The 14868-nt window shown below is 60.4% G+C and carries 12 protein-coding genes, 1 tRNA gene and 1 pseudogene; 6 read left to right on the top strand and 8 right to left on the bottom strand.

The window, feature by feature from the left end:
- Positions 1-139: 139 nt before the first annotated feature.
- Together AC2YI2_RS29645 and AC2YI2_RS29640 are read right to left on the bottom strand one after the other, a co-directional pair.
- A pseudogene (locus tag AC2YI2_RS29645) lies at positions 140-1045 on the bottom strand (HsdM family class I SAM-dependent methyltransferase).
- 341 nt (positions 1046-1386) lie between these two features.
- Positions 1387-1462, bottom strand: a tRNA-Ala gene (locus AC2YI2_RS29640).
- Between the two features lie 171 nt (positions 1463-1633).
- Between AC2YI2_RS29640 and AC2YI2_RS29635 the strand changes: the two genes are divergently transcribed.
- From AC2YI2_RS29635 to AC2YI2_RS29625, 3 genes are all read left to right on the top strand, one after another.
- The gene (locus AC2YI2_RS29635; RefSeq protein ID WP_487390133.1) at positions 1634-3031 is read left to right on the top strand and encodes a phosphomannomutase; all 1398 of its coding nucleotides are present in this window, start codon (positions 1634-1636) and stop codon (positions 3029-3031) included.
- A gap of 234 nt (positions 3032-3265) precedes the next feature.
- Positions 3266-3706 (top strand): N-acetyltransferase family protein, encoded by a 441-nt coding sequence (locus AC2YI2_RS29630; protein ID WP_487390132.1) that lies wholly within the window; start codon positions 3266-3268, stop codon positions 3704-3706.
- An 885-nt stretch (positions 3707-4591) separates the two neighbouring features.
- Positions 4592-4996, top strand: a complete 405-nt coding sequence (locus AC2YI2_RS29625; protein WP_487390131.1) for a VOC family protein — start codon at positions 4592-4594, stop codon at positions 4994-4996.
- A 431-nt stretch (positions 4997-5427) separates the two neighbouring features.
- Here AC2YI2_RS29625 and AC2YI2_RS29620 read toward each other — a convergent pair whose 3' ends face one another.
- Positions 5428-7458, bottom strand: coding sequence for a protein kinase domain-containing protein (locus tag AC2YI2_RS29620; protein ID WP_487390130.1), 2031 nt, complete (start codon positions 7456-7458; stop codon positions 5428-5430).
- Between the two features lie 233 nt (positions 7459-7691).
- Here AC2YI2_RS29620 and AC2YI2_RS29615 point away from each other — a divergent pair, with 233 nt between their 5' ends.
- Positions 7692-7865, top strand: coding sequence for a DUF1328 domain-containing protein (locus tag AC2YI2_RS29615; protein WP_487390129.1), 174 nt, complete (start codon positions 7692-7694; stop codon positions 7863-7865).
- 226 nt (positions 7866-8091) lie between these two features.
- Here AC2YI2_RS29615 and AC2YI2_RS29610 read toward each other — a convergent pair whose 3' ends face one another.
- A complete protein-coding gene (locus tag AC2YI2_RS29610) occupies positions 8092-8451 on the bottom strand; it encodes an endonuclease domain-containing protein (protein ID WP_487390128.1) in 360 nt (119 codons plus the stop codon).
- Between the two features lie 414 nt (positions 8452-8865).
- Here AC2YI2_RS29610 and AC2YI2_RS29605 point away from each other — a divergent pair, with 414 nt between their 5' ends.
- Together AC2YI2_RS29605 and AC2YI2_RS29600 are read left to right on the top strand one after the other, a co-directional pair.
- On the top strand, positions 8866-10488 hold the full coding sequence (locus AC2YI2_RS29605) for an ABC-F family ATP-binding cassette domain-containing protein (RefSeq protein WP_487390127.1): 1623 nt from the start codon (positions 8866-8868) through the stop codon (positions 10486-10488).
- A gap of 107 nt (positions 10489-10595) precedes the next feature.
- Entirely contained in the window at positions 10596-11606 is a 1011-nt protein-coding gene (locus tag AC2YI2_RS29600) for a sensor histidine kinase (RefSeq protein WP_487390126.1), read from the top strand.
- Here the strand turns inward: AC2YI2_RS29600 and AC2YI2_RS29595 are convergent.
- The 4 genes from AC2YI2_RS29595 to AC2YI2_RS29580 form a co-directional block, all read right to left on the bottom strand.
- Positions 11603-12883, bottom strand: a complete 1281-nt coding sequence (locus AC2YI2_RS29595; protein ID WP_487390125.1) for a flavin monoamine oxidase family protein — start codon at positions 12881-12883, stop codon at positions 11603-11605. The genes AC2YI2_RS29600 and AC2YI2_RS29595 overlap by 4 nt on opposite strands.
- 127 nt (positions 12884-13010) lie before the next feature.
- Positions 13011-13490 (bottom strand): DUF302 domain-containing protein, encoded by a 480-nt coding sequence (locus AC2YI2_RS29590; protein ID WP_487390124.1) that lies wholly within the window; start codon positions 13488-13490, stop codon positions 13011-13013.
- A gap of 114 nt (positions 13491-13604) precedes the next feature.
- Positions 13605-14435 carry a hypothetical protein gene (locus AC2YI2_RS29585; RefSeq protein WP_487390123.1) on the bottom strand — a complete coding sequence of 277 codons (831 nt, stop codon included), beginning with the start codon at positions 14433-14435 and terminating at the stop codon, positions 13605-13607.
- 174 nt (positions 14436-14609) lie between these two features.
- On the bottom strand, positions 14610-14846 hold the full coding sequence (locus AC2YI2_RS29580; protein WP_487390122.1) for a DUF1127 domain-containing protein: 237 nt from the start codon (positions 14844-14846) through the stop codon (positions 14610-14612).
- Between the last annotated feature and the right edge of the window lie 22 nt (positions 14847-14868).

Genomic DNA, 14868 nt, shown 5'->3' with positions numbered 1-14868 from the left:
CGCTCATCTGATAGCGCAGCTTCAGGGGGCGCTCGATAGTGACGCGGCTGTAGCCAAAGTCCGCGTTGTCGAAGAGCTTGGATTTCTCGTTCGCCTGGAACCGGCCATAGCGCCGGACTATATCGGCGATCTGGTCGGGTTAGTCGGCGCGGTCATCACCCGGCTCGGCCATGCCTTCACCGATCTTGCGGCGCTTGTCGCCTTGGCTGCGGTGTATGGGAATCCATGTCTCGCGCGCATCGACAAGCTGGATTGTGCCCTTGCGCTCCTTCGCCTTTCGGTTGGTGACGATCCAGATAAAGGTTCCGATGCCAGTGTTGTAGAACATCTGCGCCGGCAGGGCGACGATCGCTTCGAGCATGTCGCGTTCGATGATCCAGCGCCGGATTTCGCTCTCGCCGCCGCCCGCGCCGCCGGTGAAAAGCGGTGAGCCCTAGAACACGATGGCGGCGCGAGATCCGTATATCTGCGCCTTCGGATCAACATCCTCGAATTTCGAGATCATGTGCTGAAGAAACAGAAGCGAGCCATCATTGACGCGCGGCAGGCCGGCGCCGAAACGCCCCTTGAAGCCCAGCTTCTCGCTTTCGCGCTGGATCTCCTTCTGCTGCTTCTTCCAGTCGACGCCGAAGGGCGGGTTGGCGATGAAGTAATCGAACTGCTTCCCTTCAAACCGGTCTTCGGTGAACGTGTCGCCAAACTACACGTTCTCACCGCCGCCATTGTAATCAACCTGCTTCATGAGCATGTCAGACGCTGCCGTGGCAAAGGCGCGCTTGTTGTACTCCTGGCCATAGACGTAAAGTTTCGCCGCCGCATTGTGCCGGCACATGTAGGATTGCGCCTCGGCCAGCATCCCACCTGTGCCGCAGGCCGGATCGAGCATCGTTCGCACCGTGCCCGGCCGGCGGAGTAGATCATTGTCTTCTATAAAGAGGAGATCGACCATGAGGTGAATGACTTCACGCAGGGTGAAGTGATCGCCCGCCGTCTCGTTCGCCAACTCATTGAAGCGGCGGATAAGGTTCTCAAAAGCGAGGCCCATCTGCTCGTTCTTAACCTTGATGGGGTGTAGATCGACTTTCAAAAACTCCTTCAACACCAGGTAGAGAATAGACGACCGACCTCTTTCGGGCTCTCGCCAGCTGTTGATACGCAAATTTTTGGATCCTTCGCGACAGCTCACCGCTTTGCTGCTATCCACAAACAACAGTTTTGATGTGGCTCCTTGTAAGCTGTCGCGCGACCTCTGGGGCGGCGAAGCTCGTCAGACTACGCTATCAAAAAAAGCGCACTACAACCACATCCGACAAGCGCAACCAAAAGCTGAATAGGCGCAAATGTGGGGGCAGAGCGATCGCAACAAGGTGTAAACCTTGGAAAGTTTGGTGGAGCTAAGCGGGATCGAACCGCTGGCCTCTACATTGCGAACGTAGCGCTCTCCCAGCTGAGCTATAGCCCCAACCATGGCCCGAAGCGGGCTCACGGAATAGATAGCAGACCGCGACCGAAATTCAATGCTATCAGGGGGAAATTTCGCCGGCATCAGGCGTTTACCAAGCCCGGGCGGAACCATTGCGCGGCCATGAAATTCGGCTAAGCATTCCGCTGATCGATCGATAAGGAGGGCCCCTTGGCCGCATTTGGAACGTCTGGCCTGCGCGGGCCTGCCACGGATTTCACGCAAGAACTCTGCACCGCCTATGTGACCGCCTTCCTTGAACGCTGCGCCGATACGGCCTCGGGCCGGACCGCCTATGTCGGGGCGGATCTGCGCGATTCGAGCCCGCGCATTGCCGGCCAGTGCCTGGCCGCGGTCAAGGCGGCCGGCTGGACGCCGGTCTGGGCCGGCAATGTGCCGACGCCGGCGCTGGCCGCCTATGCCATGGCGCGCTCGGCACCGGCGGTGATGATCACCGGCAGCCATATTCCCGAGAGCTACAATGGCATCAAGTTCTACCGGCCGGATGGCGAATTCCTCAAGGAGGACGAGGCGCCGGTGAAGGCGCGGGCCGAGGCGATCGAGAGCGAGGGCCGCAATGTCGCGCCGATCGAGCCGGGCGAGCCGCTCGACGATGTCGCCGAGAGCTATGTGCAGCGCTATGTTGCCTCCTTCGGGCCGGATGCGCTCAAGGGTCTCCGGATCGGTATCGACCTGCATTCGGCTGTCGGCCGCGACCTGACGCAGCGGATCTTCCGCGGGCTCGGCGCCGATTGCCATCCGTTCCGCCGGGTCGACACATTCATCGCCGTCGATACCGAGGCGCTCGACCCTGACGATATCGCCCGGGCCCGCAGGCTGATCGGCGAGGAAAATCTCGATGCGGTGATTTCGACCGACGGCGACGGCGACCGGCCGCTGGTCATCGACGAGACGGGACGCCAGATCAATGGCGACGTGCTCGGCGTGCTGACCGCCAAGCTGATCGGCGCCAGGACCGTGGTGACGCCGCTGTCCTCGACCAGCGCGGTGGAGGAATCGGGCTGGTTCGAGACCGTCGACCGCACCCGCATCGGCTCGCCCTTCGTGGTGGCGGGCATGGCGGCGGCGAAGGCCCATCCGGTGGCGGGCTTCGAGGCCAATGGCGGCTTCCTGCTCGGCGACGATGTGGCGCTGTCGCGCGGCGTGCTGACGCGGCTGCCGACCCGCGATGCGATCCTGCCAGCGGTCGCCGTGCTGACGCTGGCGCGGCGCGAGGGCAAGTCGCTCTCGGCGCTGGCGGCCACCCTGCCCCCGCGCTTCATGAAGGCCGATCGAGTGAAGGATGTGGCACCGGACAAGGGCAAGATTTTCCTGGGTGAGATGGAAATGTCGGAGACATTCCGCACCGCCTTCGATCCCCTGCTGGCCAGGCCGGTCGGGATTTCCGTACTCGACGGCGTGCGGATGGCATTCGCCAATGGCGACACGGTGCATTTCCGCCAGTCGGGCAATGCGCCGGAAATGCGGGTCTATGTCGAGACCGGCTCGGCCGAGGGCACCGATCGGCTGCTCGGCGAAATGATGGGGAAATTGGCGGATTCGTTCTGATTTGCAGGTTTTGAGCAAAGAGCAAGCGCATGTGGCTTTGCCCCTCACCCTGCCCGACGGCGTCGAGCCACGCGTCTCGACCCGTCCTCCGGACCCCGGCAAACGGGGAGAGGGGATGATTGGGGCGACGACCGTGCCACAGCTCCCTTCTCCCCGTAATGACGGGGAGAAGGTGCCGGCAGGCGGATGAGGGGCAACGTCAAATGAGGTTGCCCTGGTTTTGAGGAGGGGACGATGATTGAAATCCGGGATGCCGAGGCGGGCGACCTCGAGGGCTGGCTGCCGCTGTGGAAGGGCTATTGCGACTTCTACAAGGTCGAGATCGCCGTCGATATCACCATGTCGACCTGGGCGCGGGTGCTCGATCCGATGAATGTGCTGACCTGCCGCCTGGCCGTCGTCGGCGGCAATCTGGTGGGGTTTGCCCAGCACCACACCCATCTCACCACCTGGGACAAGCGGCCGACCTGCTATCTCGAGGACCTGTTCGTCTCGCCCACGGCGCGCGGCCTGGGCGTGGCCCGCGCCCTGATGGACGACCTCGTGGCGCTCGGCAAGGCGCGGGACTGGGCGTCGGTCTACTGGATCACCGCCGAGGGCAATGCTTCGGCACGGAAGCTCTATGACAGCTATGTCGGGCGGGATGAATTCGTGCGGTATGCGATTGGGATGTGAGGGCAGCGTGGGCATGCTGAGTTCACCCCTCACCAACTTCGGCCAGGGGTTCACTCACGTTCACCCGGCCTGTGTATCCTCTCCCACAAGGGGAGAGGTAAGCTCGCGGCACGACCTCAGTCTCCCTCAAGGTCGAGATCGCGGCAGGCCGGCGCGGCATCTTTACCTCTCCCCCTGTGGGAGAGGATAGCAAGCCCGCATGAGACGAAGTCGAATGCATGGGCGCGCTTGGTGAGGGGTAAATCTCGGTCGATTCCATCCACACACACCTCCGCATTCACGCGAGCCGTTCCGCCCCGTGGTTTGACCATGCACGTCTCCCGATCCCCCCACTTTCGCAAAGGATATCGGCCGGGGCACGAAACCGTGCCACGTTAGTAATGACTGCCTCGCGGCAGCCGATAAGGCCCGTTTCCGTGCCCCGTTCGGTGGTTTTTCCCGCGCAACTCCGGTCCCTCTGCGTCACCGAATGCCTCGGGGTGGCGGAAGCCGGGGTAACCTTGGCCTCCACGCCCACGATGTTCCTCCGTCCTCCATCGCTGGCAGTCCGGAAGTGCCGGTCCATCACCCCCGGCTGGCATTCGAATGCCTCCTATGCCTCACAGGCACGCCAGGCCCTTTTTCAGGCCTGAGGAGGACCATTTTCTGCGACAGGCCCTGGCATGGAGCTTTGCGTCGTCTCTCCACACCAGCAACACCGGTCCCGCCTCGACGCATCGCCATGCGTGGTAGCCGATGCGGGACGGAAACGATTCTCGCACGGTTTCGAAGACCGTGGAAAATCGGGCTTAACCGACGGAAGCCATTGAGAAAAAGCCGTACATTTTCCTGGCCTCTTCCAGCGGCCGGCAGGCTCGGCTAGGCTTGACCAAACAGGAGGGGACGATGAACCAGAGCCTTGCCCATGTAGCGCTTGTCGTCAGGGATTATGACGAGGCGATCGGCTTTTATGTCGGCACGCTCGGCTTCGAGCTCGTCGAGGACAGCTACCAGCCCGAGCAGGACAAGCGCTGGGTGATCGTCAGGCCGAGGGGTTCCGGCACCACCTCGCTGCTGCTCGCCCGCGCCTCGACGCCGCATCAGGAGAAATATATCGGCGACCAGGCGGGCGGGCGGGTGTTTCTGTTTTTGCAGACGGATGATTTCTGGCGGGATTACGAGGGGTTGAAGGCGAAGGGGGTGGAGTTCGTGCGGGAGCCGACGGAAGCGGGGTATGGGACGGTGGCGGTGTTTAGGGATTTGTACGGGACGCTTTGGGATTTGGTGGAGTTTGGGGATGGGCGGGGGTAAGGGGACGGCCGGAAATTCAGCTCCTCCGGTCTATCTCCGTTCGTGGAACTCGATATTCAGACACTCCTTACCATGTGTCTACATGCGAAATCTCGGTCCGCGTTCGGGGTTCATCCGCCCAGAGCCGTCGGCGGCGGTCTTTTGCTATTGAATCTTCAGAAGCCGCTCGATCGGTTCCGAAAGCCCGTGGGCAACACTACGCACAAATGACAGAGAGTTTTGCGATCTAACGGAAACGGCGTAGTTTAACATACCATGATTTAAATTTACCCTCTTATTTGAAGTTTCGAATTTTGAATAAAAATTGTCCATTATTTCCTTTGTTTCTCCGATATATTGCTTCTGAGCTCGGAAATTGTTTGACCCTTGGTCGACGTAAATCAAATTTATATCTATGTTGTTGTGATTATCATCAACGGAAATTTCGAGTTTTATTCCACCATATATTTCGAGCCAACCTTGATCGGTAACGTCATCCCATACATATCGCCGCCCGTTGGAAACGCTGCACGAAGGAGTAGAATGTTGAAGTCCAGGCGCTTTTCCTGATCGACGCGACTAGCGTCGATGATCGCTCTTGCAACACGAAGCTCCAAGCACTTCCAGAGCGAACTGCCACTAGTCCTGACCGCAGAGTTCACCCTGCTTTCCCAATCAACGCTCATACTCCACCCCGCCATAGGGTGCTGGCCACCAAAGAGTGCGAAGGCCGTCATAGCAAGGCCGTAGCCATCAACTTTCGTGGACCGTGTCGAAATTGCGCCAGCAGGGTCGGTTTGTTCAGGCGCGAGATAGCCGAAATCGTCCCTCGACTCGAATATTATATCTTTTTCGCTAGAGTTTTTGTGCCAAGACATGTCGAAATCAAGCACATACAACTTTTCGTAACTTCCCTCTGCATAATCCAGCCCCTCTAGCATAATGTTAGATGGCTTAATGTCTCGATGGAGCACCATTTCCGGCAATTTATGGCATGAATCCACTATATTCCCTATATCTACAACAAGCTTAACCTTATTGCTCCAATTGAATATGTGAAGCAATCCAAATAGCTCCTGCAGAGAATTTCCAGAGACTATATTCATAATAATCGTCGGAGGCATTTCGAATGCCTCTACAATTGGCACTATGCCGTCTACACCATATTTTGTAAGAATTTGCATTGAGCGAACCCCGCGACGAAATCCGCCAAGCATTTCTCGATTTCCCACAATGTTACTGTGCATTATCTTTACACAAACAACTCGCCCATCTTCCGCGACTGCCTGGAACACTTCGCCAAAGTTCCCGGAACCCAGTTCTGGAAACTTTATCTCATAGCCGAAAAACATGTTGTCAGGAGGCGACTCGTCTTTATAGAATGATTTTGTCTGTATTGGGTATCTATATTTCTTGCAAAATTGCTCGAATCTGTCGTAAAGATCATCTCCTGTAAGCCCTTCCAAATCTCTCACAAGTATATCTGAAAGTATTTTTCTTACATCCTCGCATTCGTATTGCGCGATGTCTTTGGGAGAAATCGATGCCCCTTCATTCGTCCCAAATGTCCTAACCGCTGTAATCTGAGGCGGAAGCCTTTGAACGTCAAACGAGTCAAACGAAATTAGATCGCTCGTCCATACAGACAGAAAGTTCTCGTGCTCACTATCATTGGATGCCCTGTAAGTAATCTTTTGAACATCGTTGTCCTTCGCCCATTGGTCTGATGCAGAGTCTGTGCGCGTCGTCACCCAGAACAGACGTGGCGGCATGAAGCCCGCTTCTTTGAGGCGGAGCAAAGGTGCCGAGATTGCAATATCATCGGCGCTCAAGCCAGCGAATATCACTGTGTTGTTCATGTATACGGACGATAGAAAAAGTGAATGTCCCGCTGTTTTTGTTAGGTTTTCCAGCTCTTGTTGAGTAAGTATCCACGTTGATGGATCGGAAATGTGACCATGCATGTAGACAAGATACGGCTTTTCGTCGCTGATAAGTTGCCACTTGCGGGCGATCTCGATCCCATAGATTGGAATCGTAGCACTATGACTCTGCCTCTGTGCAAACGCCTGACCTGTGAATGGGTCCAGATTGAGGGTTATGACGCCTTTGGGGGACAAGTTAAGCAAGTGATCATAGGCTTGCGGCAGCGAGTAATTTCGAGTGTCCAAGGCATCTCGAATAATGCCGTTATAGGTCGCACTCCCTAGCAAGTCTTTGGCCAACTGAAAAAAAGCCCAGTAGTCTTCAGTTGTTGAAGCGCGCTTGAACCTCGGATCGGAGAACCTTACGTCGGATGATGTTTTTGCCGTATAGAGGTTATCTATTTGCAGCTGTACCTTTTCTCGCAATGCTTTCCAGTCCGGAAGACCGGATGATTTGCTTACGCCCGAACCCACAACTATAGTAAGCGGAGCAATCCGTTCACCATAGGCCCTGCGCAGGAGCTGATTTGAGGGCTGATTGAGAAAATCATCATACATCCCGCATACCTCATACCTTGCCGAATACGCAGAGCCTACGTCCGCACCGACATTGCAGCAACAATGCGTTATAGAATTCACACACCTATCGGGCGAGCGTTGGCCGTCTGAAACTCGACTCTTAGTAGAAATTGCGACTTTCCGCAACGCGCGCACTTTCAATGACTCCATTCCGGAACCCCACCCCGCCCTCCCGCATTTCTCCCTCCGCATCAACCACGCGGAAACCTCTTATGCTGAAATGGGCTCTCATCTTCCTCGCCATCTCCGTCGTCTCAGGCATTCTCGGCTTTTCCGGGGTCTCCTCGGCCACGGCGACGATTGCGAAGGTTTTGTTCGGGCTGGCGCTGTTGCTGTTCGTGCTGTTTCTGGTGCTGGCCTTTGCGATTACGGGCAGTGTGTGGTGAGAGATGGGATTACCCCTCACCAAGTCCGTCCAGCCAATCGCCTTCGGCTCTTGGGGACTTCCTATCCTCTCCCACAAGGGGAGAGGTAGGAACGCGGCATCGCCTCGCCGCGAAGGAGGGCAGCAATTGCGGCACCCTACCTCTCCCCTTGTGGGAGAGGATAGCAAGCCTGCATGAGACGCAGTCGAATGCCTAGGCGCGCTTGGTGAGGGGTAGGACCGGCGCCCTATTCCCCGCGGTCCTTGAGCGCCGCAAGGATGCTTCGGCAGACAAAATCCAGTCCGGTTTCCACCTCTTCGTTCCAGAAGCGCATGACGCGGAAGCCGTCCGCCCTGAACAGGGCGTCGCGTGCCGCATCGCGTCGGCTTTCGGCATGCTGGCTGCCATCGACCTCGATGATCAGCATCTCCTCGAAAGCAACGAAATCGAGGATGTAGCCTTTGAGCGGAACCTGGCGTCGGAATTTCACGCCATCCATCTGGCGACTGCGGATCTGCTGCCAGAGCATGGTCTCGGCGCGCGTGGCATCGTTGCGCATGGCGCGAGCGAAGGTCCGATGGTGTTTGGGCGGGACGGCGTGCGGCATGGGGTGAGAGTTGCGGGAATTTTTTCGATATGCAACCTGTTTTTGGAGCGATGGGACCCCTCACCAACTTCGGCCATGGGTTCGCTTTGCTCACCCGGCCTTCGTATCCTCTCCCACAAGGGGAGAGGTAGGGTGCCACACTCTCGGCCCTCACTTGTGGCAAGGCGGTACGGCCGGGTCGACCTCTCCCCTTGTGGGAGAGGATAGCAAGTCCGCGAGAGGCGAAGCCGATCGCTGGACGCGCTTGGTGAGGGGTAATTTCTTGCCCTCGCGCGGCCCGCGCTCCGGCCTTCTTCGCTCAAATCAACTTCATTGATTTGCCCGGCTGCGCCGGTCGCTACGAAGACTCCCATTTCGCATCGCAACATGCCATAAGCCCGGCCAAACACCCATTCTGGCCGGACCGCACGCTCCATGATTCGCATCGAAAACATTTCCAAGACCAACAGCCATCGCATTCTCTTCCTCGAGGCCTCGGCGGCGCTCAACCGGGGGGAGAAGATCGGGCTGGTGGGGCCGAATGGCGCCGGCAAGACGACGCTGTTTCGGATGATCACCGGCGAGGAAGTGCCGGATGAGGGGCAGGTCTCGGTCGAGAAGAACATCACCATCGGCTATTTCAACCAGGATGTCGGCGAGATGGCGGGGCGGTCGGCGGTGGCCGAGGTGATCGCGGGCGCCGGGCCGGTGAGCGTCGTGGCGGCGGAGCTGCATCAGCTCGAGGCGGCGATGGTCGATCCCGAGCAGATGGACCGGATGGACGAGATCATCGAGCGCTATGGCGAGGTGCAGAGCCGGTTCGAGGAGCTCGACGGCTATGGGCTGGAGAGCCGGGCGCGCGAGGTTCTGGCCGGCCTGAGCTTCTCCGAGGAGATGATGGACGGGGATGTGGGGAAACTGTCGGGCGGCTGGAAGATGCGGGTGGCGCTGGCGCGCATCCTCTTGATGCGGCCCGATGCGATGCTGCTCGACGAGCCCTCGAACCATCTCGATATCGAGAGCCTGATCTGGCTGGAAGAGTTTTTGCAGGGCTATGACGGGGCGCTGTTGATGACCTCGCATGACCGGGCCTTCATGAACCGCATCGTCGACAAGATCATCGAGATCGATGCCGGTTCGCTGACCTCCTATTCCGGCGACTACGAATTCTACGAGCGCCAGCGCGCCGAGGGCGAGAAGCAGCAGCAGGCGCAGTTCGAGCGGCAGCAGGCGATGCTGGCCAAGGAGATAAAATTCATCGAGCGCTTCAAGGCGCGCGCCAGCCATGCCGCGCAGGTGCAGAGCCGGGTGAAGAAGCTCGACAAGATCGAGCGCGTCGAGCCGCCGCGGCGGCGCCAGACGGTGGCCTTCGACTTCCGCTCGCCGCCGCGTTCGGGCGAGGATGTCGCGAACCTCAAGGGCGTTCACAAGCAATATGGCCAGAAGGTCATCTATGACGGCTTCGATTTCATGATCAAGCGGCGCGAGCGCTGGTGCATCATGGGCGTCAACGGCGCGGGCAAATCGACGCTCTTGAAGCTGCTGGCAGGTGCGGCCGAGCCGGACCAGGGCACGGTGCAGATCGGCGCCAGCGTCAAGATGGGCTATTTCGCCCAGCATGCGATGGACCTGCTCGACGGCGACCGGACGGTGTTCCAGTGGCTGGAAGACGCCTTTCCGCAGGCGGGCCAGGGGCCGCTCAGGACGCTCGCCGGCTGCTTCGGCTTTTCCGGCGACGACCAGGAGAAGAAGTGCCGGGTGCTGTCGGGCGGCGAGAAGGCGCGGCTGGTGATGGCCAGGATGCTGTTTGATCCGCCGAACTTGCTCGTGCTCGACGAGCCGACCAACCATCTCGACCTCGACACCAAGGAAATGCTGATCAAGGCGCTCGGCGACTACGAGGGCACGATGATCTTCGTCAGCCACGACCGACATTTTCTCGCAGCTTTGTCGAACCGGGTGCTGGAACTGACGCCCGAGGGCATCCACCGCTATGACGGCGGCTATGTCGAATATGTCGCGCGGTCGGGGCACGAGGCGCCAGGCTTGCGGCACTAGGCCGCCGGGCGCTCGGCAATCGCGCTTGTGCAGCGGCGGGCGCTTGGCTATTTTGGCGGAACATTGCATCAGGCAGCCGGCAACGGGCATTCGTGGAAGGCCACCCAATGAGCAGGACGACGTCCGAGGGTTCCGGGCGCAGGGATGATGGTAAGCCTGCCATTACCGAAACTCGTGAATTCGTCACCGCCATGGCGGAGACGTCGCCGGCTATGCTGTGGATGGGTGACGAGCAGGGCAAGTGCATGTTCCTCAATGCGGCGCTCCAGCGCTTCTGGGGCGTGGACCCCGCCAATCTCGACGAATTCAGCTGGTCCTCGACGCTGCATCCTGACGATGTCGCCAAGCTCTCCGAACCGTTCGGCAAGGCGATGGCGGCGCAGACGCCCTTCGAGGTCGAGGCCCGCTACCGGCGCGCCGATGGCGAATGGCGGACGATGCGGACACTCGCCAATCCGCGTTTTTCCGACGACGGGCGCTTTCTCGGCATGAGCGGCGTCAATATCGACATCACCGACCAGCGGCAGGCCGAGGAGCATACGCAGCTCTTGATGGGCGAGCTCAACCATCGCACCAAGAACATCCTGTCGGTGGCGCAGGCGATTGCCCGGCGCACCGTGCGCGAGGCCTCGCCGGAGGATTTCATCCGCTCCTTCAGCGCCCGGCTCACCAGCCTCTCGACCTGCAACGACCTGCTGCTGCGCACCGACTGGTCGGGCGTCGGGCTCGACGAACTGGCGCGGGCGCAGCTCTGCCATGTTGCGGCGCTGGTCGGCGACCGGCTGACCGTCGGAGGCCCGGCGATCCGCGTCGGCTCGCGCGAGGCGCAGACACTGTCCATGGCGCTGCACGAGCTGTCGACCAACAGCCTGAAATATGGCGCGCTGTCGCACGAGACCGGGCGCGTCGACCTGACCTGGCAATGGCTCGAGCCTGGCCGCTGGGAGATGCGATGGCAGGAGACCGCGCCGGTGGCGCCATCGCCGCCCGATCGCAAGGGCTTCGGGCATATCGTCATGGTCGACATGGTGACCGCCGCGCTCTCGGCCGAGGTCGTGACGGAATTCCCGCCCACGGGTTTTGTCTGGCGGATGACGGCGGCGGCGGCGGCGAGTTAGAGCGCTTCGCGCGCCGCGATGCGGCCCATGGTGATGGCACCCTCGATATAGCCCGGATAGCGGGGCGAGAGTTCAGAACTGGCAAAACGGATCGGCCCGAAACCCTGGCGCAGCGGCGCCTCGGCATCGCCTGCACCGGGATCGACGACATTGTCGCCATAGGCGCCGCCGGACCATGTGTCGTCGGTCCAGTCGCGGATCGACATTTCGGTGATCTTGCCGGCTTCCTCACCGAGCGCCTCGACCAGCCGGTCCCTGATATAGTCGCGCAGATCCGCCTCCGGACGATCATGCCAGTGCCGGGCGAAGCGGCCGCCGATGAACATGACGAGACCGGAAACACCGTCGCGGCTGGCATCGCAGGCATAGAGGCCATGCGGCGCGCTCCACATGACCGTGCCGGCAAGGCCGTGCGCACGCCAGAACGGCGTTTCGTAGCGGATGAAGAGCTTGATGACATCGCCGGTGCCCCAGGCCGCGAAAGCCCTGGCGACCGACGCGGGGGCCGGCGGGTCGTAGGCGATGCGGCTTGCCATGACGGGGGGCACGCAGAGGATGACGCGGGCCGCCTCGAAGCGCCGGCCGCCGGCATGGACGATGGCACCGCCGGTGCCATGCTCGATGCGGCTGACGGGGCTCGACGTCAGGAGGCGGTCGCCCAGCGCATGCGCCAAGTCGTCGGCGAGCGCGTGCATGGTGGTGCCGAGGAAGGATTCCATCTCGGAAAATTCATTGGTGATGCGGGCATCGGTGGAGGCGAGCCAGGCAAAGGATATGTCATCGGGCGAGCGGCACCAGAGGCCCTCGATCAGACGCAGAAAGGCGGCTGCGACATCCGGATCGATATCCTTGTGGCCCGCGACCCACTGGCTGACGGTGAGGCCGGCCAATGCGGGATCGCTGGGGTCGAGATGGATGATGCGCTCGCGCAGCGCATCCACGCCAGCCCAGATTTCATAGCCACGGGACAACGGAATCGGCGGCTGGAACACTTCATCGCCATCGGCATAGGCCATGGTGATGTGACGGCCATGGGCACGGGCTAGGCCGACCAGTTCCGTCATGTCGCGGCACAGGAACTGGCCGCCGGAATCGATGCGGGCACCATCGGCGAGGTGGACCGATTCGACGCGGCCGCCGACGCGATCGCGGGCTTCGAGCAGCACGACATCCCTGCCCGCGCCCATCAGCTCCGTGGCGGCGGAGAGGCCGGAAAAGCCGGCGCCGACGACGATGACATCATAGCGGGAGGGTGCAATTCCAGGCGCGGCAGGCATTCCAAAATCCTTATTCTGAATGAATGTTCAATCAGAAATCACGCTTGCGCGCAAGTCCTGCGGAGCGAGGTGCGGCGCGCTGATGCCCTTCCGATGATCGCGCCGCAGCGTGGGATATCCGGTGTGCTCAGCGAACGGAATCGGTCACCGAGCGGATCACCACGGTCGCCATGGCGAACTCCTTCTTGCGGTTCTTGATGCCGTGGCGCCGGGCGATCCAGTCGAAATCGCTATAGGCGACATGGACCGAGCCGTCCTTCTTCTGGAAGACCAGCACGCGTACCGGCCAATCGAGACCGGATGTCTGGCGCGCCGTGATGAAGGTCGTGCCGAGCGCCGGATTGCCGAAGAGGACGAGGCGCGAGGGCAGCACCTTGTTTCCGGCCTTGTTGCCGAGCGCGGCCTGGTCGATATCGGCGAACAGCATGATTCCCTTCTTCTGGACATCGGCCTTGATGCGTAGAACGGTGTCATCGACCGAGTAACGGCTGGTCACGACGACGACGCCATCACGGCTGCCGGCCGTCGCTTGCGTGGTGGGACCGCCTGCGAGGAATGCGATGAAAACGAGGATGGCTCCGAAGAGGGAGCCTGGCAATCTGAACATGGGTTTCTCCTATGCCTTGGGTTGGATGCACGGGAGAAGAATGCCGGCGAAGCGCCGCGAGTGATAATGCCGTTCGGCTTGGATTTCGATGACGGGCGAGCATTGCAGGCAGGTTCAGATGCCATTGGCAAATTCCTCGGGCAGGCCCTCGATCGACTTGTAGGTGAAGGACTGGTCGTCGAATGTCGTCGTGAAAGTCTGATCCAGCGTCACGCCCTCGCGGGCGCCGGCGATCTTCATGATGACGGGATAGAAGCGGGCGCTTTTGTCCGATGTGTCGAAGCTGAGTTCCGCCGAGTAATCCGTGCAGGGCTTAGCGCTGCCGAGCACTTTGCCGTTTTCGCAATTGCCCTGATTGTCGTAGTGGTTGGGGATGTCGCCCAGGCTCACGATATCCTGACCACGGGCCGCGAAAATCGTGGCCGACGTGATGTTGTGACCCTGCCCCATCCAGCCACTCGTCGCCAGCCAGCCATAGGTATCGTCAGGACCGATCTGGCGGAGTTCGAACCGGTCTTCGGCCGGCACGGTGCCAAACGTGCCAAAGGCCGAATGAAGATCGTTCTTGGCCACGAGCGCGAGCGCCGATCCCTCCGTCTTGAAAATGATCAGGCCGAGCGCGCCGGCATCGGCATGCGATTGCCGGGGCTCGCCGTCATCACCGAGCACCGCGCCGCCGATCACCAGGAAGAGATGGTTCACGCCGCGGATGGAGACGTGGTCAAGGCGATGCGGACGCATGCAGACCTGCTCGTCGTCAAGGCGGGCGACCCAGCATTTCTTCGTCTGGTCGTAGGGGCCGTAATAATCCTCCATGACCAGACGCCACAGGGTCTTCGGCTGCCTGGCGGCGTCGGCGGGGATGGGGGCGGCAATGGCAGATGCAAAGCACAGGCCCGACAGGACCAGGGCGGTCAGGCCCGCGAGCAGCGATGGCTTGTTCATGAGGAACTCCTTGGGGCAACCGGCATCGACAGAGGTGCCGGCGCAATCGGTCGGGAGAATACGCTTGGGCCGGGCCACTCTATTCGCTGCGACGCGGAAAGAAAGGCTCGTCCACCCATCCGCGGCGGCCGGACGGAAACGGCCCCGGCGCGAACCGCCGAGGCCGAGACCGCTTCAATGCCGGATATCCCATGGAAAGCCGAGGCCCAGGAGGGGCCCGTCTTTTCGTTCCGGGAGACCCATATCAAGCAGCATGCGGTTGGACAGGTGAGAGATCCTGTTCGTTGCCCGGCGCTCCTTGCGGATGGCTCGAAGCAGAGCCCAGGCGGTGTTCCACGCACCGAAGGTCCGGTGCAGTTCCTCGATCGACGCAGTCAGTCGATCAACAATCATAGATTGTTTTTCTTGCATGACTTTTGTCCTGGTGCCATTA

The sequence above is a fragment of the Rhizobium sp. SRI_017 genome, from assembly GCF_057586295.1.
This window is presented reverse-complemented; position numbering and strand designations above follow the sequence as displayed.